The 20,469-nt window shown below is 69.7% G+C and carries 23 protein-coding genes; 13 read left to right on the forward strand and 10 right to left on the reverse strand.

Annotation, left to right across the window (positions count from 1 at the left end):
* Positions 1 to 20: 20 nt before the first annotated feature.
* Both E5671_RS09270 and E5671_RS09275 read right to left on the reverse strand, forming a co-directional pair.
* Positions 21 to 806, reverse strand: coding sequence for an ABC transporter ATP-binding protein (locus E5671_RS09270; RefSeq protein ID WP_160503364.1), 786 nt, complete (start codon positions 804 to 806; stop codon positions 21 to 23).
* Positions 803 to 1,102, reverse strand: a complete 300-nt coding sequence (locus tag E5671_RS09275; protein WP_160503365.1) for an SHOCT domain-containing protein — start codon at positions 1,100 to 1,102, stop codon at positions 803 to 805. Before E5671_RS09275 ends, E5671_RS09270 begins: the two co-directional genes overlap by 4 nt.
* A 213-nt stretch (positions 1,103 to 1,315) precedes the next feature.
* Here E5671_RS09275 and E5671_RS09280 point away from each other — a divergent pair, with 213 nt between their 5' ends.
* The 4 genes from E5671_RS09280 to E5671_RS09295 are packed head-to-tail and all read left to right on the forward strand — an operon-like array spanning position 1,316 to position 3,862.
* The gene (locus E5671_RS09280; RefSeq protein ID WP_160503366.1) at positions 1,316 to 1,888 is read left to right on the forward strand and encodes a TetR/AcrR family transcriptional regulator; all 573 of its coding nucleotides are present in this window, start codon (positions 1,316 to 1,318) and stop codon (positions 1,886 to 1,888) included.
* 15 nt (positions 1,889 to 1,903) lie between these two features.
* Positions 1,904 to 2,302, forward strand: coding sequence for a (R)-mandelonitrile lyase (locus tag E5671_RS09285; protein WP_160503367.1), 399 nt, complete (start codon positions 1,904 to 1,906; stop codon positions 2,300 to 2,302).
* A 19-nt stretch (positions 2,303 to 2,321) separates the two neighbouring features.
* Entirely contained in the window at positions 2,322 to 2,921 is a 600-nt protein-coding gene (locus E5671_RS09290; RefSeq protein WP_160503368.1) for a DUF4865 family protein, read from the forward strand.
* The gene (locus tag E5671_RS09295) at positions 2,915 to 3,862 is read left to right on the forward strand and encodes a phosphotriesterase (RefSeq protein WP_160503369.1); all 948 of its coding nucleotides are present in this window, start codon (positions 2,915 to 2,917) and stop codon (positions 3,860 to 3,862) included. The genes E5671_RS09290 and E5671_RS09295 overlap by 7 nt, the downstream gene beginning before the upstream one ends.
* Before the next feature lie 12 nt (positions 3,863 to 3,874).
* Here the strand turns inward: E5671_RS09295 and E5671_RS09300 are convergent, their stop codons facing one another.
* Positions 3,875 to 4,702 (reverse strand): alpha/beta fold hydrolase, encoded by an 828-nt coding sequence (locus tag E5671_RS09300; RefSeq protein ID WP_160503370.1) that lies wholly within the window; start codon positions 4,700 to 4,702, stop codon positions 3,875 to 3,877.
* Positions 4,703 to 4,818: 116 nt separating this feature from the next.
* On the opposite strand from E5671_RS09300, the gene E5671_RS09305 reads away from it, so the two are divergent.
* Together E5671_RS09305 and E5671_RS09310 are read left to right on the forward strand one after the other, a co-directional pair.
* Positions 4,819 to 5,415, forward strand: a complete 597-nt coding sequence (locus E5671_RS09305; RefSeq protein WP_160503371.1) for a TetR/AcrR family transcriptional regulator — start codon at positions 4,819 to 4,821, stop codon at positions 5,413 to 5,415.
* A 203-nt stretch (positions 5,416 to 5,618) separates the two neighbouring features.
* Positions 5,619 to 6,887 carry an MFS transporter gene (locus tag E5671_RS09310; protein ID WP_160503372.1) on the forward strand — a complete coding sequence of 423 codons (1,269 nt, stop codon included), beginning with the start codon at positions 5,619 to 5,621 and terminating at the stop codon, positions 6,885 to 6,887.
* Here E5671_RS09310 and E5671_RS09315 read toward each other — a convergent pair.
* Positions 6,884 to 8,116, reverse strand: a complete 1,233-nt coding sequence (locus E5671_RS09315; protein ID WP_160503373.1) for an ROK family protein — start codon at positions 8,114 to 8,116, stop codon at positions 6,884 to 6,886. The two genes, E5671_RS09310 and E5671_RS09315, sit on opposite strands and share 4 nt — an antisense overlap.
* 235 nt (positions 8,117 to 8,351) lie before the next feature.
* On the opposite strand from E5671_RS09315, the gene E5671_RS09320 reads away from it, so the two are divergent.
* Positions 8,352 to 9,542, forward strand: coding sequence for an MFS transporter (locus E5671_RS09320; RefSeq protein WP_336605717.1), 1,191 nt, complete (start codon positions 8,352 to 8,354; stop codon positions 9,540 to 9,542).
* A 56-nt stretch (positions 9,543 to 9,598) separates the two neighbouring features.
* On the opposite strand, the gene E5671_RS09325 is transcribed toward E5671_RS09320, so the two are convergent.
* Positions 9,599 to 9,889 carry a DUF6480 family protein gene (locus E5671_RS09325; RefSeq protein WP_202121059.1) on the reverse strand — a complete coding sequence of 97 codons (291 nt, stop codon included), beginning with the start codon at positions 9,887 to 9,889 and terminating at the stop codon, positions 9,599 to 9,601.
* Positions 9,890 to 10,078: 189 nt separating this feature from the next.
* Here E5671_RS09325 and E5671_RS09330 point away from each other — a divergent pair, with 189 nt between their 5' ends.
* The 4 genes from E5671_RS09330 to E5671_RS09345 all read left to right on the forward strand — a co-directional run bounded on the left by E5671_RS09330 (position 10,079) and on the right by E5671_RS09345 (position 12,762).
* Positions 10,079 to 10,888: an SDR family oxidoreductase gene (locus E5671_RS09330; protein ID WP_160503375.1), complete on the forward strand. Its 810-nt coding sequence runs from the start codon at positions 10,079 to 10,081 to the stop codon at positions 10,886 to 10,888.
* A gap of 148 nt (positions 10,889 to 11,036) precedes the next feature.
* On the forward strand, positions 11,037 to 11,738 hold the full coding sequence (locus tag E5671_RS09335) for a nucleotidyltransferase family protein (RefSeq protein WP_160503376.1): 702 nt from the start codon (positions 11,037 to 11,039) through the stop codon (positions 11,736 to 11,738).
* The gene (locus E5671_RS09340; protein ID WP_160503377.1) at positions 11,735 to 11,989 is read left to right on the forward strand and encodes a hypothetical protein; all 255 of its coding nucleotides are present in this window, start codon (positions 11,735 to 11,737) and stop codon (positions 11,987 to 11,989) included. Before E5671_RS09335 ends, E5671_RS09340 begins: the two co-directional genes overlap by 4 nt.
* The gene (locus E5671_RS09345) at positions 11,986 to 12,762 is read left to right on the forward strand and encodes a metallophosphoesterase family protein (protein WP_160503378.1); all 777 of its coding nucleotides are present in this window, start codon (positions 11,986 to 11,988) and stop codon (positions 12,760 to 12,762) included. The genes E5671_RS09340 and E5671_RS09345 overlap by 4 nt, the downstream gene beginning before the upstream one ends.
* A 97-nt stretch (positions 12,763 to 12,859) precedes the next feature.
* Here the strand turns inward: E5671_RS09345 and E5671_RS09350 are convergent, their stop codons facing one another.
* Positions 12,860 to 13,312, reverse strand: coding sequence for an SRPBCC family protein (locus tag E5671_RS09350; protein ID WP_160503379.1), 453 nt, complete (start codon positions 13,310 to 13,312; stop codon positions 12,860 to 12,862).
* 323 nt (positions 13,313 to 13,635) lie between these two features.
* On the opposite strand from E5671_RS09350, the gene E5671_RS09355 reads away from it, so the two are divergent.
* Positions 13,636 to 14,277, forward strand: a complete 642-nt coding sequence (locus E5671_RS09355) for a transglycosylase SLT domain-containing protein (RefSeq protein WP_443032587.1) — start codon at positions 13,636 to 13,638, stop codon at positions 14,275 to 14,277.
* 23 nt (positions 14,278 to 14,300) lie between these two features.
* On the opposite strand, the gene E5671_RS09360 is transcribed toward E5671_RS09355, so the two are convergent.
* The 4 genes from E5671_RS09360 to E5671_RS09375 are packed head-to-tail and all read right to left on the reverse strand — an operon-like array spanning position 14,301 to position 19,587.
* On the reverse strand, positions 14,301 to 14,774 hold the full coding sequence (locus tag E5671_RS09360; protein ID WP_160503381.1) for a 2Fe-2S iron-sulfur cluster-binding protein: 474 nt from the start codon (positions 14,772 to 14,774) through the stop codon (positions 14,301 to 14,303).
* 15 nt (positions 14,775 to 14,789) lie between these two features.
* On the reverse strand, positions 14,790 to 17,078 hold the full coding sequence (locus tag E5671_RS09365; RefSeq protein ID WP_160503382.1) for a molybdopterin cofactor-binding domain-containing protein: 2,289 nt from the start codon (positions 17,076 to 17,078) through the stop codon (positions 14,790 to 14,792).
* A gap of 4 nt (positions 17,079 to 17,082) precedes the next feature.
* Positions 17,083 to 18,315, reverse strand: a complete 1,233-nt coding sequence (locus tag E5671_RS09370) for an oxygenase MpaB family protein (RefSeq protein ID WP_160503383.1) — start codon at positions 18,313 to 18,315, stop codon at positions 17,083 to 17,085.
* 48 nt (positions 18,316 to 18,363) lie between these two features.
* Positions 18,364 to 19,587 (reverse strand): oxygenase MpaB family protein, encoded by a 1,224-nt coding sequence (locus E5671_RS09375; protein WP_160503384.1) that lies wholly within the window; start codon positions 19,585 to 19,587, stop codon positions 18,364 to 18,366.
* Between the two features lie 94 nt (positions 19,588 to 19,681).
* On the opposite strand from E5671_RS09375, the gene E5671_RS09380 reads away from it, so the two are divergent.
* A complete protein-coding gene (locus tag E5671_RS09380; RefSeq protein ID WP_160503385.1) occupies positions 19,682 to 20,431 on the forward strand; it encodes a TetR/AcrR family transcriptional regulator in 750 nt (249 codons plus the stop codon).
* The last annotated feature ends 38 nt before the right edge of the window (positions 20,432 to 20,469 follow it).

The following is a 20,469-nucleotide window of genomic DNA, read 5'->3' on the forward strand; positions in this document are numbered from 1 at the left end:
GGAACTACCACTCTGGGAACTCATGACGGTGCCCCCTTGGCATCGAAGGCCTTGAGCCGGTCGAGGACCTTGTCGGCGGTCGGGTCCGCCATCCGGTCGACGAGGCGGCCGTCGGCCAGGAAGACGACCTCGTCGGCGTGGGCCGCGGCCACCGGGTCGTGGGTGACCATGACTACGGTGCGGTCCATCTGCCGTACGGCGCGGCCGAGCAGGCGCAGGACCTCCTCGCCGGAGCGCGAGTCGAGGTTGCCGGTCGGCTCGTCGGCGAAGACGACGTCGGGCCGGCCAGCGAACGCCCTTGCCACGGCGACGCGTTGCTGCTGTCCGCCGGAGAGCTCGGCGGGCCGGTGGTGGAGCCGGTCACGCAGCCCCACCACGTCGATGAGGGCGTCGGTCCACTCGGCTGACGCCGCGTCACCGCGCTTGCCGGCGAGGTCCATCGGGAGCGTGATGTTCTCGGCGACGGTCAGCGTCGGCACCAGGTTGAAGGCCTGGAAGACGAAGCCGATGCGGTCGCGGCGCAGCAGCGTGAGACGGCGGTCGTCGAGCGCGCCAAGCTCGGTGTCGCCGATGTGGGCGGACCCCGAGGTGAGGGTGTCGAGGCCTGCGGCGCAGTGCATCAGCGTGGACTTGCCCGAGCCGGACGGACCCATGATCGCGGTGAAGCGTCCGGCGGGAAAGCCGACGCTCACCCCGTCCAGGGCCCGCACGGCGGTGTCGCCGCTGCCGTAGACCTTGACAGCCTCGGTGACGCGGGCGGCGTCGACGGTGTCGGTACCGCTTCGGTGTCCGGTCGCGGTGGTCATGCCGCACCGCCCTTGGACGTGCGCCCGAACTCCTCGTTCAGGACGGAAAGACGACGCCAGTACTCGTCCTCGTCGATCTCGCCGGAGGCGAAGCGACGGCCGAGCACGGCGATGGGCGAGTTCTCGTCGATGCGTACGTTCCGCTCGGCGCCGCCCCGCTGCCACGGTGCGCGGCGGCCCCGCCACACGGTGCGGCGCAGGAGGGTGATGCCGCCGATCACGACGGCGGCCCAGATGAGCGGGAAGAACAGGATCCACGGGCCGGGCCCGCCGTCGAAGTGAGCCAGGGTGTTCATGGTGTCCATCTCCTCGGAAGCTGTCTGTTCTGCGGGGTCTCGTGCGATGTCTCGAGACTCGCGCTCCGAGGGGGTCCGAGTCGTCGTACGGCCAGCGGCACCGCGCGTACCACTCCGGGAGTACGTGGGGGCCGCGGGGCTGCTCCCGCAGCGCGCACCGGCTGGCCTCCGCATCCCTGGACCGCTGTACCTACTAGTATGTACAGTGGCTTCATGAGCACCCCGGAGCGCCTGATCGAGTCCACCCGCGAACTGCTGTGGGAGCGCGGCTACGTCGGCACGAGCCCCAAGGCCATCCAGCAGCACGCGGGCGCCGGGCAGGGCAGCATGTACCACCACTTCGCCGGGAAACCCGACCTGGCGCTCGCCGCGATCAGGCGTACGGCAGACGAGATGCGCGCCACGGCCGAGGGAGTACTGGGCGGCACCGGGTCGGCGTACGAACGCATCGAGGCGTATCTGCTGCGGGAGCGTGACGTACTGCGCGGTTGTCCGGTCGGGCGGCTGACGATGGACCCGGACGTCATCGCGAGCGACGAGCTGCGCGCGCCCGTCACCGAGATGCTCGACTGGCTGCGGGACCGCATCGCCGGGATCGTCGAAGAGGGCCAGGAGCGGGGCGAGTTCGCGGCCACGCTCGACGCGCGGGCGATCGCAGCGACGGTCGTCGCGACGGTCCAGGGCGGCTATGTACTGGCCCGCGCATCGGGGTCACCCGCGGCTTTCGACACCGGCGTACGCGGCTTGCTCGCCCTGTTGTTCGCCGCCACCACCCCTTCTCCGTAAAGGACTTGAAGAGCAGTGCACATCACGCGCAACCGCCCCGAAAGTCAGGCGGGCCCCGCCGAGAACTTCACCGGCACGGTATGGCTGGACGAGATCGCCGCGCCCCCGTCCCCCTCCCGGCTACGGATGTTCAACGTCCGCTTCGCCCCCGGGGCGCACACCGCCTGGCACCGTCATCCGCACGGCCAGGTCCTGCACGTCATGGAGGGAGAGGGCCTGGTGCAGCGCGAGGGAGGTGAGGCGGAGACGATCCGCGCGGGCGACACCGTCTGGATCGAGCCGGACGAATGGCACTGGCACGGCGCCGCGCCCCGCACCTTCATGACGCATCTGGCGGTCGTCGAGGCGACGGACGACGACACGACCACGCACTGGGCCGCCCATGTGGGCGCGGACGAGTACCCAGCGGCTTGAGCCCGAGGAGCGAAGCACCATGCATGCGATGCAGTACGAGATCACGCTTCCGGCCGACTACGACATGGGAATCATCCGCTACAGGGTCGCCACCAAAGGCCATCTGCTGGACAACTACCCGGGCCTCGGCGCCAAGGCGTACCTGATCCGCGAGCGCGGCGTCGACGACTCCCCCGTCAACCAGTACGCGCCGTTCTACCTCTGGAACACCCCCGAGGGCATGAACTCCTTCCTCTGGGGCCCCGGGTTCCAGGGCATCGTCGACGACTTCGGGCGACCGGAGGTGCAGCACTGGACGGGGATGGCGTTCGTGGAGGGGGTCGCCTCGGGTGCCGCCCCATCCACAAAGGTGGCGAAGGCGGCGATACGGTGCCGGAGGCGCATCCCGCCCGGCACCCCCGTCGGCGCGCTGGCGACCCAACTCGTCTACGAAGCCAAGCAGTTGGCGCGCCAGGACGGAGCGCTCTACGCTGCCGTGGCCATCGACCCGCGCACGTGGGAGGCACTGCACTTCTCCGTCTGGGATCACGCGTCGCCCAAGGGACAGGGTGACGTGTTCCAGGTGCTGCACCTGTCCGCCCCGGAGCGGCACACGCTCCCCAAGGGGCAGCAGTGGTGAGCGCGGTCCGCACGGTCCGCACGGTCCTCGGAGACATCGATCCGGCGGACCTCGGGACCTGCGACGCCCACGACCACCTCTTCCTGACGAGCCCTCAACTCCCGGGCCACGAGCTGGACTCGCCTACATCGGCCACCCAGGAGCTCGCGGCCTTCCGGGATGCCGGAGGTGAGAGCCTGATCCAGTGGACCCCGCACGGGATGGGACGCCGCGCGGAGGACCTGCCGGAGCTTTCCCGGACGTCGGACGTACGAATCGTCGCGGCAACAGGGCTCCACCAAGCGGCCCACTACACACCGGAGTTGCTGAGCCGCCTCCGCGCCGACGGACTCGCGGACCTCTTCGTACGGGAGGTGACCGAGGGCATCGCCGACACCGGCGTGCGGGCAGGGCTGATCAAGGTCGCGGGCGGATTCCACGGCCTGGACGCGCACGCCCGCTGGACGATGGAAGCGGCGGCCGAGGCCCACCACGCGACGGGGGCGCCCATCGCCGTCCACCTGGAGCTCGGCACAGGCGCATTGGACGTACTCGACTTGCTGTGCGGCGAGTTGAACGTACCGCCCGGCCGTCTCATCCTCGGTCACCTGAACCGCTCCCCCGACCTCGCGATCCACCACCAGGCGGCCGAAGCCGGCGCGTACCTCGCCTTCGACGGCCCTTCCCGCGCCAACCACGCCACCGACTGGCGCATGCCGGAAGCCGTCCAGGCCCTGGCCGAGGCAGGTTTCACGGAACAGCTCCTCCTGGGCGGCGACACGACGACGTCCGGTGCCCGCGCGGTGAACGGCGGCCCCGGTCTGCCGTATCTGCTGCGCAGGGTGCGACCACGGCTCGAACTCGCCCTGGGGGGAGATGTGGTGGGGCGGATGCTCAAGGAAAATCCGGCGCGGGCGTTCGCGGTGGAGTGGGAAGCGGAGTGGGCGGTGGAGTGGGCATAGGGGCCCGGCCGCTCAGACGCTCGCGGTGTGGAAGCCCGCCGCCAAGTGCGCAAGGAGCCGCGCAGGCGCGTCGTCCTGGATCGTGTGGCCCGCTGCGTCCACCCAGGCCAGTTCGGCGTGGGGGATCCGCGTCCGCAGAAATTCGGCGAACTCCATTGGCAGCAGGCGGTCTTCGCGACCCCAGATGATGCGGGTCGGCACGGTCACCTCGCGGAGGAGGGGCTCAAGCTCGTCCGTCTGGGACTGTGCGAACTGGCGGTACTGGCGGTAGAACGCCGCCTGGCCGTCCGGGCCGCGCCACGGGTCGATGTACGCGTCCAGAACGCCGGGCCTGTAGCCGGTGTGAGTCGCGTGACGGAGGTGGCTGGCCACCAGCGCCTCGTGGGCGTAGTCGGGGAGTTGCTCGAAGACGTGGGCGTTCTCGCGGATGAGCTTGAAGTAGCCCGTCCCCCACGCACCGCCGCCGACCGCGTCCACCAGCGTGAGGTCCCCGTACTCCGCGCCCTCCAGGAGCAGCGCCCGCAGCGCCACCGCTCCGCCCACATCGTGCGCGACGACGCTGGGGCGGGACAGGCCCCAGTGCGCGAGCAGGCGGGCGAAGATCCTTCCCTGCGCCGCCAGACCGACGTCCTGGCCCTCCCGCTGCTCGGACTGCCCGAAGCCGAGCAGGTCCCAGACATAGACCTTGCGGGTCCGGGCGAGGGCGGGGGCGATCTCGCGCCAGATGTACGACGAGAACGGCGATCCGTGCAGGAGGACCACCGGGTCGCCCTCCCCGAACGACGCCCACCTCACGTAACCGTCCGGCGTCCCGAACTTCTCCGCCAAGTGCCAAGTCACTGGATACCTCCCGCTGATTCGAATCCGGTGTTACCAGTAGATGTGATTAAGGGGTAACGAAGCAACTCCTATACGCGTATTGCACTGGCCGTTCCAAAACCTGTACGGTTTCCGGCATGGCCCGACCGAGAACCTTCGACGAGGAACGGGCCCTGGACGCGGCGATGCGCGCCTTCTGGGTGAACGGCTACGAGGCCACCTCGACCCAGGATCTGTGCGAAGCCACCGGCCTGGGCCGCAGCAGCATCTACAACACCTTCAGCAGCAAGCACGAACTGTTCCAGCGCGCCCTGGCCCGCTACATGGACTCCATGACGTCCGTCCAGGTCGAGATCCTGGAGGACGAGGAGCGGCCCCCGATGGAGCGCCTCCGCGCCCTGTTCACCCGAGTCCTCGACTCCGAGTTCGAGTGCCGCGAGGACGGACACAGCATCGGCTGCCTGACCGTCAACACGACGGTGGAGCTCGCCGGGCGCGACCCCGAGGCCGCCGAGATGCTCGCCCGCGACCTGGCTGTGCGGCTCGCCGCCATCAGCGCCGTCATCCGCACAGGGCAGAGCGGGGGTGACATCACCTCCACTCGGGACGCGGGCGACCTGGCCCGCTTCCTGAACGCCGTCATCGGCGGCATGCGGATCGCGGCGCAGGGCGGCGCCGATCGCGCGGCCCTGACGACCATCGCCGACACCGCCTTGGACACTCTGACGCGGTGACACTCTGACGCACTGACGCGCCGAGCTCGCCGGCCTCGCCGGCCCGTTGGTCCGTACACCCCCGTCACGCCTGTCGCCCCACCACAGTCGGCAAGGCGATCACCCCTGCCCTCCCACTCCCCCCGGGCCCCGGCCTACGCCCCCCATCCCCGCACGCCCGCGTTTTGTACCGACCAGTTCATAACTCATCGACAGGAGCCCCCATGCCCCGCGCCGTCTATCTCCTGGCCCTCGGCATCTTCGCCATGGTGACCAGCGAGTTCGTGGTCGCCGGCCTGATGCCGCAAATGGCCGACGGACTCGACGCCACGATCCCGGAGATCGGCTATTTGATCACCGCCTTCGCCGCAGCGATGGCGTTCGGCGGGCCGTTCCTCACGATCGCACTGCTGAAGATGCGTCAGAAGTCAGCTCTGATCGTCCTGTTCGGCGTTTTCCTCGCAGGCAACGTCCTCGCCGCCCTGGCCCCGGACTATCGCACCATGCTGGTGGCGCGCGTCATCACCGGCGTCGCGTCGCAGGCCTTCTTCGGCGTCTCCATCTCCATGTGCACCCAGCTCACCCGCCCCGAAGTCCGGGGCAGGGCCATCGCGGTGGCCCTCAACGGCCTGATGCTCGGCACGCTTCTCGGACTGCCGATCTCCACCGTCATCGGTGAACACCTGGGCTGGCGCGCCGCGTTCTGGGCCATCACCGGCCTGACCGTGATCGCCGCGCTCGCCACCCTCGCCGGGGTACCCCGCATGGAGCGCGCCGACGGCGACGACGGCGGAGGCGACCTGCGCCAGGAACTGGGCGCCTTCCGGAACCCCAGGCTCTGGCTCACGCTCACCACCAGCACCTTCGTCATCGGCGCCACATTCTCCGCCTTCAGCTACCTCAACCCGATCCTCACCGAGGTCACCGGCTTCTCCACCGGCACCGTCCCGCTGCTGCTCATCGCGTACGGAGCGGCCACCGTCATCGGCAACACCGTCGTCGGCCGGTTCGCCGACAAGCACACCGTGCCGGTCCTGCTGACGGGCCTGCTGCTCAACCTTGCGTTCCTCGCCGGCTTCGCCGTCTTCGCCCAACTGAGCGTTGCCGCCGTGGTGTTGATGATGGGCATCGGCCTGGTCGGAGTCACCATGAACCCTGCCCTGGTCACCCGCGTCCAGCGCACGGGCAACGCGAGGCCGCTGGTGAACACCGTCCACTCCTCGTTCATCACCCTCGGCATCATCATCGCGACGTCCGTGGGCGGACCCGCCATCGATACGTTCGGCCTGCGGGCGCCGCTCTGGATCGGCGCCGCCCTCGCCGCACTCGGCCTCGTCACGCTGCTGCCCGACCTGAAGCGGCTGCGTAACGGGCGATCCACGCCTGCCGGAACCACGCCTGCCCGAACCACGCCTGCGGCCACGGCAGTTGACCAGCAGAAGCCCGCGACGGAGACCACGGCGGAGACCGCGAAGGAGTGCGCCCGCGTCTAGCCCAACGCCGCGAGGGGGTCGTCGAGCACTGGCTGCCAGGCCAGTTCGGCGGCCCCCACCAGGCTGTTGTGGTCCAGCGTGCAGGCAAGGATCGGTACGCCGCCGCTGCGTCCCCACAGGCTCCGGTCGGCCACGACGGCGCGCAACCGCTCGGGGTCCGCTTCGAGGAGCGCTCGGTGCAGGCCGCCCAGGATGATGCGGTCCGGGTTGAGGATGTTCACCAGGCCCGCGAGCCCCAGGCCGAGTCGGTCGATGAGTTCCTCGGCCGCCGCACGCACCGCCGGATCTCCGCCCCCGTCCCGGAGCAGTTCGCGGGCCTGCAGCAACAGCCCTTCGGGGCCCGGCTCGCGGCCCGCCGCCGTGAGGAAGGCCAGCGGGTCCGTCTCGACGTCCAGGCAGCCCCGGCTGCCGCAGTGGCAGGGGCGGCCCTCCGGATTGACGGTGAGGTGGCCGACCTCCAGCGCGAGGCCCGAACTGCCCGTGTGCAGACGCCCGTCGAGGACGAGCGCGCCGCCGACTCCCCGGTGCCCGGTCGCGACGCACAGCAGATCGCGGGCGCCGCGCCCGGCGCCGTGCCGGTGCTCGGCGAGCGCGGCGAGGTTCACGTCATTGGCGGCGAACGCCGGTCCGGCGATGCCCGCTTCCCGTACACAGTCGGCGAAGATCTGGCGGACCTGTGAGCCCGCGGGCCACGCCAGGTGCAGCGGGTTGAGCGCGGTGCCCTCCGGTTCGGCGACGGCTGAGGGCACCGCGAGTCCTGCGCCCACGCACCGCCTGCCGGTCTCCCGCAGCAGTTGCGCGCCCGCGTCGATGACCGAGCCGAGCACCTGTGCCGGGTCGGCGTCGATCGTCTCGCAGCCGGGTGCGGTGGCGACGATCCGTCCGCCGAGCCCGACGAGCGCGGCCCGGAAACCGTCGGAGTGCACCTGTGCGGCAAGCGCCACAGGGCCGTCCTCCGCGATTGAGAGCCCGTGCGAGGGGCGGCCCTGCGAACCCGCGGGCGCGCTCGGCCTCGCGTCGATCCTGATCAGGCCGAGCGCCTCCAGCTCGGCGGCGACGGCGCCCGCCGTGGCGCGGGTGACGCCGAGTTCGGCGGTGAGCACGGCACGGGTCGGGGCGCGCCCGGTGTGGACGAGCTCGAGGGCGGGCCCGAGCGCGCCGCGCCCTCGCTCCAGGCGCGTACGCGTGGACAGATCCCCCTCAACGCGGGGGGCAGCCTTGCCGTTCATGAGGGCGAGTCTCCCATGATCCGTACGCCGCCTCGCCGTTCAGTCGTCATCCGCGCGTGCACCGTCCGTCCACTGCCCGTCCACTGTCCTTCCCCTGCACTTCCACTGCCACCTCATGAGAACCCTCCGCCCCACCCGTGCCCACCGCCTCACCGATGGCCCTCCGCCCGCCGGTGACCGCCGCCTCACAGGAACTGTCTTGTACGCCACGGGGACGCACCTCTACTCTGACTTTGTGCCGCTACTAAACAAAACCACGTCCGCAGCGTCGCGGGCCACTCCCCCGGGCCTTGTCCGGCTCCGTGTCGCACTCACCGTCTTCTTCGCGCTCGACGGCTTCATCTTCGCCGGATGGGTCGTCCGCATCCCCGCCATCAAGGAACAGACCGGCGCATCGGCAAGCGACCTCGGGCTCGCGCTGCTCGGGGTCTCCGCCGGTGCCGTCATCACGATGACGCTCACCGGACGGCTGTGCCGCCGCTTCGGCAGCCATCCGGTGACCGTGGCCTGCGGGGTCCTGATGCCGCTGAGCATCGCGCTGCCGCCGCTGACGCATTCGGCACTCGCGCTCGGGCTCGTGCTCCTGGTGTTCGGTGCCGCTTACGGCGGGATCAACGTGGCGATGAACAGCGCCGCCGTCGACCTCGTGGCCGCCCTGCGGCGTCCGATCATGCCCAGCTTCCACGCCGCCTTCAGCCTGGGCGGCATGGTCGGCGCCGGGCTCGGCGGCCTGATCGCAGGCTCCCTGTCCCCCACCCGCCACCTGCTCGGCCTCACCGTGATCGGCCTGATCGTCACCGCCCTCGCGGGACGCACCCTGCTGCGCCTCGAACCCCCGGCCCCGCCGAGCGACGTCCGCCGCGATGACAGCGCCCCGCGGCGCCTCGACACCCGTACCCGCGGCCTCGTGATTGTCTTCGGCCTCATCGCCCTCTGCACCGCCTTCGGCGAAGGAGCGCTCGCCGACTGGGGCGCCCTCCACCTCGAACAGGACCTCAACGCCCATCCCGGCATCGCCGCCGCGGGCTACTCCTGCTTCGCCCTCGCCATGACCATCGGCCGACTCAGCGGAACGACGCTGCTCGAACGCCTCGGCCAGACCCCCATACTCGTCGCCGGCGGCACCACCGCCGCCGCAGGCATGCTCCTCGGCGCACTCGCCCCCACCGTCTGGCTCGCCCTCATCGGCTTCGCCATCACCGGCCTCGGCCTCGCCAACATCTTCCCCGTCGCCGTCGAACGCGCCGGCGCCCACGCGGGACCCAGCGGCGTCGCCACCGCCTCCACCCTCGGCTACGGCGGCATGCTCCTGGGCCCGCCCGCCATCGGCTTCATGGCCGACTGGTTCACCCTCCCCATCGCCCTCACCAGCGTCGCCGTACTCGCGGGCCTCGCCGCCCTCATCGGCTACACCACCCGCCACTGACAGAGCACCCTCACCCGTGGTCCCCCGCTCTCACCCTCCGTGAGCGCCGCACCGCGTCACAGCAGCAGGACGAGCGCGTAGACAAGGAAGAACGCAGCGATCAGCACGGCGAGGCCGAGGATCACGGTCACTGGTCCCTTCGACCATCCCTTCGGCGGATTGTGCGTTTCTTCCGGCCCCGCCCCCGACATGCCGCTCTCGTCGGGTGGGGTCTCCCCCGGGGGCACGCCGCCGCCGGGTTGCGGTCCTGTGGCGTTGCCGGGGTAGGGGTCCGGGTCCGGGATGCGGGGGTCCGGGTCCGGGATGCGGGGGTCCGGGTTCGAGTCCGGCGGGTGCGAAGGAGTCATGTGATCCAAGTTCGCATGCCGTCCGAGCACTCACCTCTCCACCGCGACCGATACGGGGACCACGCGTGATGGTTGGCCCGCGCCCTCAAGATGGTTGGCCCGCGCTCTCAAGGAGACCCGGAAGCGTGCATGGCCGAACCTGGACTCAGGGCGCCAGACCGGCCGGGGCCCCGCACAGGAGGAGGTTCCATGACCGACCGCACCGCCGCCACCGCCAGAGCGGCCGTCGTCACGGGCGCTGATTCCGGCATCGGCCGGGCGACGGCCGTCCGTCTCGCCGAGGCCGGGGTGGATGTAGGGATCACCTGGCACAGCGATCAGGAGGGCGCCGAGAGGACGGCCGAGGAGGTGCGCGGGCATGGACGGCGCGCGGCCGTCGCCCAAATGGACCTCTCCCGGCTGCCCGATGCGACACGGGTGGTCGACGAGCTCGCCGATCGGCTGGGCCGTATCGACATCCTGGTCAACAACGCCGGCACAGGCACCGCCACCCCTTTCCTCGATCTGAAGCACGAAGACGTCGTACGAGTTCTCGACGTCGACCTCGTCGGCCCCTTCCTGTGCGGCCAGCTCGCCGCGCGGCGGATGATCCAGCAGGGCGAAGGCGGTCGCATCGTCAACGTGACCTCGGTGCACGAGCACCAGCCCCGCGTGGGCGCGGCCCCCTACTGTGCCGCCAAGGGCGGGCTCGGGCTGCTGACCCAGGTGATGGCCCTGGAACTCGCGGAGCACGGCATCACCGTCAACGCCGTCGCCCCCGGCGAGATCGCCACACCCATGACCGGGCAGGAGGACACGGACGTGCACGCCGAGAGCCGCCCCGGCATCCCGCTCGGCCGCCCGGGCGACGCCCGTGAGATCGCCGCCGTCATCGCGTTCCTCGCAGGGTCCGACGCCTCGTACGTGACCGGCGCGTCCTGGGTCGCGGACGGCGGCATGGTGCGGATGGGGCCCCAGGCCGGTTCCCACCTCCGGAGCGACGAGTGGCGGCGGCCCTGAGACTCCGGTACGCCGCGGCGCCCCACAGCGAACTGGTCCGGGTCGAGTCCGGCCCGCCGGGTACCAGGAATGCCTGGATCAGAAATCGTCGGAGACGGCCGGCCCGCACGAGCGGTGCGGCAGCCGATGTCCGGAAACGGAGCAGCAGGTGACGCGGAACGCAGAAGACGCCACCCCAGGCCACACCGCCGGCGACCGGCGGAAGCCGGTCACCGAGCTGCCTCCGGCGGGAGATCCCATCGGGGTGAGAACACAGCACGACTCCCCCGCGGATGAACTCCCCCCTGACCTCCACCAGGCCATTCTCGAGGCGGCCAAGCAGGTCGGCGCCGTACTCAAGAGGGGCGGTCACGACTTCGCCCTCGCGGGCAGCGTCGCCGTACACGCGCACGGCGGGGCCGGGAACCTCCAGCACGACGCCGACTTCTGCATCAAGCCGGAGGACGCCGAAGCGGTCGCGGCCACCCTGGACGAGGCCGGCCTCACGGTGTACGCGCCGCCGGAGGACTGGCTGCTCAAGGCCAAGTGCCTGGGGCAGGACATCGACCTCATCTTCGAGCTGGCCCACCAGCCGGTGAACGCCGAGCTGCTGGGGCGGGCATCGGAGCTGCCGGTGGACTCGGTGCAGATGCCGGTCCTGGCGCCGACGGACCTGATGCGGGCCCTGCTCGCCGCCTTCTCCGAGCATCACTGCGACTTCGGCGCCGTCCTGCCGATCGCCCGGCTACTGCGCGAGAAGATCGACTGGGAGGCGGTCCGCCGTGACAGCGGGGACGCGCCGATGCCGGCCGCTTTCCTCTATCTGCTGGAGCGCCTGCAGGTCATCGCACCGAAAGGAGGAGACCGATGAACGACCAGGCACATGCCGACTATCGCATCGCCCATCTGAAGGAGCGGCTCGCCGCGGAGGAGCTGGGCGAACTGGGCATTCGCATCGAGAACCGTGGATCGTCCGTGATGGTCGCCGGGACCGTGCCCACCGCGCACTGCCGCGAGGAACTGCTGCGTACCGTGCACGAGGAGATGGCCGGCCTGACGGTCCACTTCGACATCGTGGTGGCCGATTCGTCCGCCCCCGACCACCCGGAGGAGCTCGCATGATCCGCGTCGCAGCCGTGGGGGACATCCATATGGGCCTCGACAGTCACGGCGTGCTCCGGCCCGCCTTCGAGACCCTCCCGGACTGTGCGGACCTGCTGCTCCTCGCGGGGGACCTCACCCGCCACGGCACACCGGAGGAGGCGCGCGTCGTGGCGCAGGAGGTCACCGGGCTGCCGGTCCCCGTCGTCGCGGTGCTCGGCAACCACGACCACCACGACGAGCGGCCCGAGGAGGTCACAGCCATCCTGCGCGAGGCGGGCGTGCACGTGCTCGAAGGGGAGGGCACGGTCGTCGAGGTCGACGGCAGGCGGGTGGGCGTCGCGGGCACCAAGGGCTTCGGGGGCGGATTCGTCGGCCGGAGCGGCAGCGAGTTCGGCGAACCCCTGATGAAGGAGTTCATCCGGTACACCCGCCGCCACGCCGAGGGGCTACGAGTGTCGCTGCTCGATCTGGCGGAGCAGGACTGCGAGGTCCGGGTGGCGCTGACGCACTTCGCGCCCGTGCCGGACACCCTGGCGGGCGAACCCCTGGAGATCTACCCGTTCCTCGGCAGCTACCTCCTGGCCGAGGCGATCGACGAGGCGGGCGCGGACCTGGCCGTCCACGGCCACGCACACGCGGGCACCGAACACGGCATGACCAGCGGCGGCGTACCGGTGCGCAACGTCGCCCAGCCGGTCATCCGCAAGGCGTTCAACGTGTACCACCTGCCGGGCCATGGACACTCGGCGGAGACAGCGCCCGCCGCGGCCTCTGCCGAACGGCTCGGATGAGCGACAGGTCCGGATGAGCCACAGGTCAGGGCCCGCGATGGCGAAGGCCCGGGCCCCCGAGGGGTCCGGGCCTTCGCTCGCCTTGTGAGGAGTCGGACTAGACCTCGCCGCGCCAGGCGCCGGTCTCCACACCACCTCGCTGCTCGATGAACTGCTTGAACCGTCCCAGGTCACCGCTGACCTGTCGTTTGATGAAGCCGAGCTTGTCGCCGACCGTCTCGGCCAGGCCGTCGGGGTCGTAGTTCATCTGCAGCATGACCTTGGTGCGCGCGTCGTCCAGGCGGTGGAAGGTGACGACACCGGCCTGCTTGGCCTGACCCTCCACCGTGGTCCATGCCACGCGCTCGTCCGGTATCTGCTCGGTGATGGCGGCGTCGAACTCCCGCTCCACACCGTCGATCTTCGTCACCCAGTGGGTGAGTGTGTCAGTGCGCTGTTCGATCCGCTGCACGCCTTCCATGAACTCGGGGAACGCCTCGAACTGGGTCCACTGGTTGTACGCCGAGCGGACCGGCACATTGACTTCGATGGACTGTTCGACTTGCGACACGGATGACACCTTTCTTCGTGTGCTCGCCCGGTCCCTTGTCCGCCCGGGCCGGGCGGCGGAGCACTTTCTCCCCAGCGAGTGCCCAGTGCGTCCGCTGCCACTCCTGCCTTGTCCGGCGGCTCGCGGTCGAATTCAGGGGTCCGATCAGGAATAGGCGGGCATTTTCCGGTAATACTCGGACCCTTGTTTGTGAGCCCGCCCATAGGGGCCACGTCACACGCTATTGGCGGTAGTAGACGGTATTAAGCCTTTGCAGGCCCTGGAATCGCCTCGAAGGCGCCCGCGGAAATGACTTCTGCGTAGTCGGGTAGTACGTCACATCCTTGCGTCCCTTTCCCGTCACCGCTAACCATGGTCGACATCGCGGGGCCGGAAGTCGGACAGCGCGAAGAGATCGCCAGACATCGCCATTCGACCGCACCGGCCCCCGCGCCACGTCCCCCACGGAAAAGGTTCACTCCCGTATGCCCACGCGCATCAGCACCACCCGCACCGCCCGTATCCGTTCGTTCTCCGTCGCCGGTATCGCCACCGCTGGTGCCGCTGCCGCCGCCCTCACGCTGGTCCCCTCGCAGGCCCACGCCGCCGAGCCGACCGCGGCGAGCAAGCAGGTCTCCCAGGCCGCCGCGGCCGACAAGAAGTACCCCGACAACCTCGACGGCTGGATCAAGGAGTCCCTGGACATCATGAAATCCAAGGGCATCCCCGGCTCCTACGAGGGTCTGCACCGCAACATCATGCGCGAGTCCGCCGGTGACCCCAACGCCCAGAACGGCTGGGACGTGAACGCGCAGAACGGCACCCCTTCCAAGGGGCTCCTCCAGGTGATTCAGCCGACCTTCGACGCCTACCACGTCAAGGGCACGCCGAATAACCTCACCGACCCCGTCGCCAACATCACCGCGGCCGCCAACTACGCCGCCGACAAGTACGGCTCGATCGACAACGTCGACTCCGCCTACTGAGTCGGTTCGAGGTATTACGCCGGTCAGCCCGCGGCGCCCGCTCTGATGGCTTCGCGGATGCGGAAATAGGTGCCGCAGCGGCAGATGTTGCGGATTCCGTCGAGGTCGGCGTCGGTGATGTCGCGGCCTTCGGCGGCGACACGGCGGACCAGCGCCACGGCGGCCATGATCTGGCCGGGCTGGCAGTAGCCGCACTGGACGACGTCGTGATCGAGCCACGCCTGCTGCATCGGGTGCAGATCCTTGCCGACCGTGGCCGGGAGCCCTTCGATGGTGGTCACTTCGTCGGTGGGATCGAGGTCCTTGACCGGGATCGCGCAGGGGTTGACCGCTTCGCCGTTGAGGTGGCTGGTGCAGGCCTTGCATACGTTGATGCCGCAGCCGTACTTCGGCCCGGTGATGCCGAGGATGTCGCGCAGCACCCACAGCAGGCGTACGTCGTCGGCGACGCTGACGGTGACCTGCTCGCCGTTGACGCGGAATGTGTGCTCAGGCACGGAGTCTCCAAGCTCTCAGCGGCTGTGGTCAAGACCGTCGGTCGGGGACGGAGGGATCGGCGGGACCGTGGGCTTGGGGGTGAAGGAGAGCTTTCCGTGGTTGATCGGGAAGCTGGTGGGCATCGTGCCGGTCGCGCGACCGTACGCACAGGCGACCGCTGCCATCGACGCGGCGACGCCCAACTCCCCCGCACCGCCTGGCCGTTCGGACGTACTCGGCATGACGATGATCTGGAGCTCGGGCGGAGTGTTCCACTGCCGGGTGTAGAAGTAGTTGTCCCAGCTGGCTTCGAGGAAGTACCCGTCACGCAGGTGCAGACTGGAGGTCAGGGCCAGCGCGATGCCGTCCATGACTCCCCCCATCATCTGTGCTTCCAGGCCGCGGGGGTTGACGGCGAGACCGACGTCCACCACGAAGACGACCTTGGTGACGCGTGGCCCGCTCACACCGTCACGGATGGGCCGGTCGACGGTCTCGGGCCGGCAGTCGATCTCCACGAGGGCGGCGCTGGCCGCCTTGTACTCGGCGTGGAAGGCGATGCCCTGCGCGGTGTCGGCCGGCATCGGCCGCCCCCAGCCGCCTGCCTCGGCGGCCTTCTTCAGGACCGCACGGGAGCGCTCGTCCCGCAGGAAATCGTGCCGGAAGCGGTAGGGGTCCTTGTCCATCTTCGCGGCCAGCCGGTCGACGATGAGTTCCCGGGCACACGTGACGTCGGGTGAGTAGACGTTGCGCATGCTGCCGGTGTTGAAGCCCTTGTCGGTCTCGCTGAGCAGGCGGCTGTTGACGCCGAAGTCGTACGACATCGTCTGGCTGAGCTGGAAGAACGTCTCGGAGAAGCCGATGTCGCCGACCGGCAGCCGCGCGGCCATGGCGGTGATGATCTCGCCGAGCCCGTGGCCGAGATCCGTGGAGACACTGGTGTGCCGCTGCTTGTAGCTCAGCACGGTGTCGCCCGCGTAGGCGACGCGTATTCGCGAGGTGGCCATCGGGTGGGTGCGGCCCTGCCGGGAGTCGTCGGCGCGGTGCCACATGAGCTTCACGGGCTTGCCGGTCTTCCGGGAGGCCTCGGCGGCTTCCAGGGCCGCGTCGAAGAACAGCTTGCGGCCGAAGGACCCACCGCCTTCGGTGACGTGCACCGTGACCTTGCCGGGAGGCAGCCCGAGCCTGGCGGCGATGGCCTGCTTGGCGACGATCGGCGATTTCAGCGACGCCCAGATCTCGGCGCGGTCCGAACGCACGTCGGCGATCGCACAGTTGGGCTCCAGAGCGCTGTTGCCGCGGAAGTAGAAGGTGAACTTCCCTTCGACGGTCGGAGTCGGCGGCCGCAGTCCGAGCGGCAGCTCCGCCGCCTCCAACTCCTTGAGCACGGTCTCGTCGGACTTCCCTTCGGCGCTGCCCGGTCTCCAGGCCACGCGCAGTGCTCGTACGGCGTCGATGCACTGGCCGAAGGTCTCGGCGCGCACCGCGACACCGGTGGAGATCACCACGGCATCGGTGACACCCGCCATGGCGCGGACCTCGGCGAGGTTGGCGACCGAGCCGACCTTGCCGTTGATGGTCGGCGGGCGGCACACCATCGTCGGCTTCGCGTCCGGGACGTCGAGGTCCATCGCGAACTTCTTGCGTCCGGTCACCGCCGCCAGGGCGTCGATCCTGTTGTGGGGTTTGCCGATGACGGTGAAGTCCTCGCGCGCCGTGAGCTCGACGGGCACTTTCCTGGTCCGGGTGCTCGCGGCCTTCTCGGCGAGCGCGCCGATGCCGACGCTGTTGCCGGAGCGGTCGGTGATCACCCCGGCCTCCAGCGTCAAGTCGGCTTCCTCAGCGTCCAGTTGGACGGCGGCAGCCTCCAGCAGACGCCGTCGGGCGATGGCCGCGGCGACCCGGATCGGGGTGTAGGTCGCGATGGTCGTGTTCGATCCGCCGGTGAGCTGGTTGAACACCAGCTCCGGGCGGGCGTCGGCCAGCGTGACGCGCACCCGTTCCAGCGGCACGGACAGTTCCTCGGCGATGAGCATGGCCGTCGACGTGGTGATGCCCTGCCCGACCTCGGCCCGCGGCAGGGCGAACGACACCGTGCCGTCCTGGTGGACCTCGACCGTGATGAGACCCGAGGTCGGCAGCGCCGCCGCGGTCATCATGTCGTTCAGGTCGAACAGTTCCGTGACGTCCGGCGACGGGATTCCCGCGTCCGCGGCGGAGGCGGCGTCGGCCGCCGGGGCGGGGCCGAGTTCGGCCGCGGTCACCAGGGTCGGAGCCGCGAGGACGTATCCGAGGAACCGCCGCCGCCCGAGTGCCTCAGTCATCGCGTCAACGTCCCGCTCGCTCAGGGCGGTTGACGACCGGGATATCGATCTTCGTCTCCTTGCCCTTGGTGAGGTAGAACAGGATGTACTGCCGGGCGGCCTCGTCGATGGCCCAGGCGACCTCGGGCACCAGCGGCCGGGGAATCAGGCCCTCGCGGAACTTCACCAGGGCCGGCCACGCGATCTTCATCGCGGGGCCCCAGACCGGCTCACGCGGGATCTCGTCCCAGTCGGCCACCTCGTCACCGACCAGGTAGCGTGCGAGCGCGTTGCACAGCGGTCTGCTGATGCTGCCGGGGCTGGTCTGCTCGGCGAGCTGGCCGAGCAGGATGTCGGTCAGCTCGACGCCTTCGCGGGTCGGCCCCATGGCGGGCGGCAGGATCTGGTCCGACTGGGCGTCGGCCGCGTCCCAAGTGGCGGGAATGTATTCGTCCTTGATGCCGAGCATGTGCGCTGTCACCTGCCAGACGTGCAGATACGCCGCGGACTCCGCCCCGGTGATCGGGACCTTCCAGTCGCGCATCTTACGCATGGCGAAGGTCGGCAGGGTATGCCAGGTGACCAACATGTCGTTCTGGCTGATCGGAATGTCGTCGCCCCAGTGGGGAGACTGCTGGAGCAGGTGCCGAACCGCCGCGTGCACCAGGCGGGTCTTGACCGCGTTGACGATGCAATTGCCGTCGGGGCGGTACGCGTTGAGGGCTCCGACGGCGAATCCCAGGATGCTGGTCTTGGCGACGCGGTCCTCCATGTCGGCGCCGCCCTTGGAGTAGTAGACCGCGCGCGCCTCCTTGGGTATGGCGGTGCTGAGCATGCCGCCGCCCACTCCATTGAGCAGGTTGAGGTACAGCCCCCGGGTCTTGTTGAACTCGGCCGCGGTCTCCAGCTTGCCCTTGTCCGCCCACGACGGCAGCTGCCGCGCCTTCTCCATGAACGCCCGCAGATCCTGTGGCAGACCGTGCGGCAGCGGCTGGTCGTTCCGGTTCCAGTCCCAGAGCAGACGGTTGACCTCGGGCACGGCCCCCCGGTCGAGCAGTGAGGCGAGCAGCGGGTCGGCCTCCTCGTCCCACACCCACCGCGGATCGCTGCCGGCGCCGGTGCCCGCCACCGAACCACTGGGCGCCCAGGTCCAGTTCATCGGGACGCGCCCCTGTGCCGGGGTCGCCGCGCCCAGCGCTCCGAGCGCCCCCAAGGCCCCACCCGAGGCCAGCATTCTGCGCCTGCTGAGCTCTGCCATGTCCTGCACTCCTCCTTGAGTTGTGTCCCTCTTGAGTTGTGTCCCTGCTCAGGACGGGCGGTTGGCCTGCGGGATCTCGATGCTGATCGGCCGCGCTTCGGAGAGGAAGAGCAGGGCCGCCTTGCGCAGGAACTCGTCGAAGGTCCAGTAGGCCTTCGGTGCGTGCGGCAGGGGCAGCAGACCTTCGCGTACGGCGATGAAGGGGCCCCAGGCCGTCTTGAGCAGCGAGTCCCAGATCAACTCTCTGGGGATCTCCAGCCATTCGGCGATCCGGTCGCCGAGAATGAAGCGTGTGAAGGCGCCGAGTGCGTGCTTGCTGACGATGCCGCCGTCGACTTCGGAGCCGAGGTTGAGCAGGATGTCGGCCAGCTTGATGCCCTCGGGTGTCGGCGCGAGGACCGGGTCGAGGACCTGCTCGGCCTGGGAGTTGGCCTCGTCCCACGAGGCGGGGATGTACTCGTTCTTGATGCCGAGCAGGTGCGCGCCCAGCTGCCAGGAGTGCAGGAAGGCCGCGGACTCGGCGGCGGGGATCGGCACCTTCCAGGCGGTGAGCTTCTGCATGACCGTCGTGGGCAGGCTGTGCCACGTGACCATCATGTCCCGCTGGCTGATGGGGATTTCCTCGTCGGCGACGTCAGCCCAATGCGGGGACTGCGGCAGCAAGTGGCGCACGGCCGCGTGCACGAGCCGGGTCTTGACGCAGGTCACGATCATTTCGCCGTCGGGCTGATAGGCGTTGCGGGACCCGATGTCGTACCCGAGTTTGGCGGTCTTGGAGATGCGGTCCTTCATGTCCGCGCCGCCCTTGGAGTAGTAGACCGCGCGCGCCTCCTTGGGGATGACCGTGCTCATCATGCCGCTGGCCAGGCCGTACAGCACGCCGAGGTACAGTCCGCGTTTCTCGTTGAACTCGACCGCGGTGGCCAGCTTGCCCTTGTCGGCCCACGACGGCAGCTGACGCGCCTTCTCCATGAAGTCCCGCAGGTCCGCGGGCAGTCCGGCCGGCAGCGGCTGGCCGTTCTTGGTCCAGGTGCGTAACAGCTCGTTGACCTTGGGGACATCGCCCCGGTCGAGCAGTGAGGCGACCAGCGGGTCGGCCTCCTCGTCCCACACCCACCGCGGGTCCTCGCCCGCACCGGCGCCCGCCACCGAGCCCCTGGGGGACCACGTCCACGGTGCGCGCGCCTGCGCGGGTGCCGCGGCGCCAAGAGCGCCGAGCGCGCCCAGCGTTCCGCCCGCCATCAATACGTTGCGCCTGCTGAGTCGGTCCATTGCTCCGAACTCCTCCTAGAGCCCTGACGTCGCCGGCCTGGTACTGTGAAACATATTGAGTATCTGTGTATCCACAGAGGAGCACAGTCGAACCATGAACGCCAGAGGCCGCACAGAATCAGGCGAGGCCCTCATGAACCCCACGGTCCCCCGGTCGCTGCTTGAGCTCGCCTTCACCGAGGCCGTCGAAGGCATCGAGGGCCTTGAAGCCGTCGAGGGCCGTGGAGGCGCCGAAGGCCTCACCCCGGACGACGAGGTCACCACGCGCCTGCTCGACGCCGCCTACGAGCAGTTCTGCCGCATGGGCATCAAGCGCTCCACCATGGCGGACGTGGCACGCCTCGCCGGGCTCTCCCGGATCACGGTCTACCGCCGGTTCGCTTCCAAGGAGGCGCTGGTCGAACAGGTCGTACGGCGTGAGTTCCGCCGGTACTTCGACCAGTTCATCGTCGAGATCAAGGACGCCGGGTCCGTCGCCGACCGGGTCGTCCTGGGATTCGTGAGCTCGTTGCGCGCCATCCGCTCCCACCCGCTCATCGGCGGCTTGCTGGCCGTGGAACCGGACGCCGTCGTGCCGTCGATGACCAGTGACGGGGGCCGGACGCTGGCCGTTGTCCGGCAGTTCGTCGCGGGCAGGCTTCGCCAGGAGCAGCGCGCGGGGAACGTGTCCGGCGAGGTGGACGTGGACCTCGTGGCGGAGATGATGGTCCGGGTCTCCACATCCTTCCTGGTCGTCCCGAGCCAGCTCATCGACCTGGACGACGAGGATCAACTGCGGGCGCTGGCACGGCAGTTCCTGGTCCCGATGCTCTCACCGCCGGTCCAGGCACCTGACCATCCGTGACGTGAGCGGTCCGTCTTCAGCGCGTGCTCGGCGGTCTG

It is taken from the genome of Streptomyces sp. BA2, assembly GCF_009769735.1.
Lineage (GTDB): Bacteria > Actinomycetota > Actinomycetes > Streptomycetales > Streptomycetaceae > Streptomyces.

Excerpts from the sequence above, each read along its gene's own strand:
- E5671_RS09270 (WP_160503364.1), bottom strand. The coding sequence starts at position 806 with ATGACCACCGCGACCGGACACCGAAGCGGTACCGACACCGTCGACGCC.
- E5671_RS09275 (WP_160503365.1), bottom strand. The coding sequence starts at position 1,102 with ATGAACACCCTGGCTCACTTCGACGGCGGGCCCGGCCCGTGGATCCTG.
- E5671_RS09280 (WP_160503366.1), top strand. The coding sequence starts at position 1,316 with ATGAGCACCCCGGAGCGCCTGATCGAGTCCACCCGCGAACTGCTGTGG.
- E5671_RS09290 (WP_160503368.1), top strand. The coding sequence starts at position 2,322 with ATGCATGCGATGCAGTACGAGATCACGCTTCCGGCCGACTACGACATG.
- E5671_RS09305 (WP_160503371.1), top strand. The coding sequence starts at position 4,819 with ATGGCCCGACCGAGAACCTTCGACGAGGAACGGGCCCTGGACGCGGCG.
- E5671_RS09310 (WP_160503372.1), top strand. The coding sequence starts at position 5,619 with ATGCCCCGCGCCGTCTATCTCCTGGCCCTCGGCATCTTCGCCATGGTG.
- E5671_RS09315 (WP_160503373.1), bottom strand. The coding sequence starts at position 8,116 with ATGAACGGCAAGGCTGCCCCCCGCGTTGAGGGGGATCTGTCCACGCGT.
- E5671_RS09325 (WP_202121059.1), bottom strand. The coding sequence starts at position 9,889 with ATGACTCCTTCGCACCCGCCGGACTCGAACCCGGACCCCCGCATCCCG.
- E5671_RS09330 (WP_160503375.1), top strand. The coding sequence starts at position 10,079 with ATGACCGACCGCACCGCCGCCACCGCCAGAGCGGCCGTCGTCACGGGC.
- E5671_RS09340 (WP_160503377.1), top strand. The coding sequence starts at position 11,735 with ATGAACGACCAGGCACATGCCGACTATCGCATCGCCCATCTGAAGGAG.
- E5671_RS09345 (WP_160503378.1), top strand. The coding sequence starts at position 11,986 with ATGATCCGCGTCGCAGCCGTGGGGGACATCCATATGGGCCTCGACAGT.
- E5671_RS09365 (WP_160503382.1), bottom strand. The coding sequence starts at position 17,078 with ATGACTGAGGCACTCGGGCGGCGGCGGTTCCTCGGATACGTCCTCGCG.
- E5671_RS09370 (WP_160503383.1), bottom strand. The coding sequence starts at position 18,315 with ATGGCAGAGCTCAGCAGGCGCAGAATGCTGGCCTCGGGTGGGGCCTTG.
- E5671_RS09375 (WP_160503384.1), bottom strand. The coding sequence starts at position 19,587 with ATGGACCGACTCAGCAGGCGCAACGTATTGATGGCGGGCGGAACGCTG.
- E5671_RS09380 (WP_160503385.1), top strand. The coding sequence starts at position 19,682 with ATGAACGCCAGAGGCCGCACAGAATCAGGCGAGGCCCTCATGAACCCC.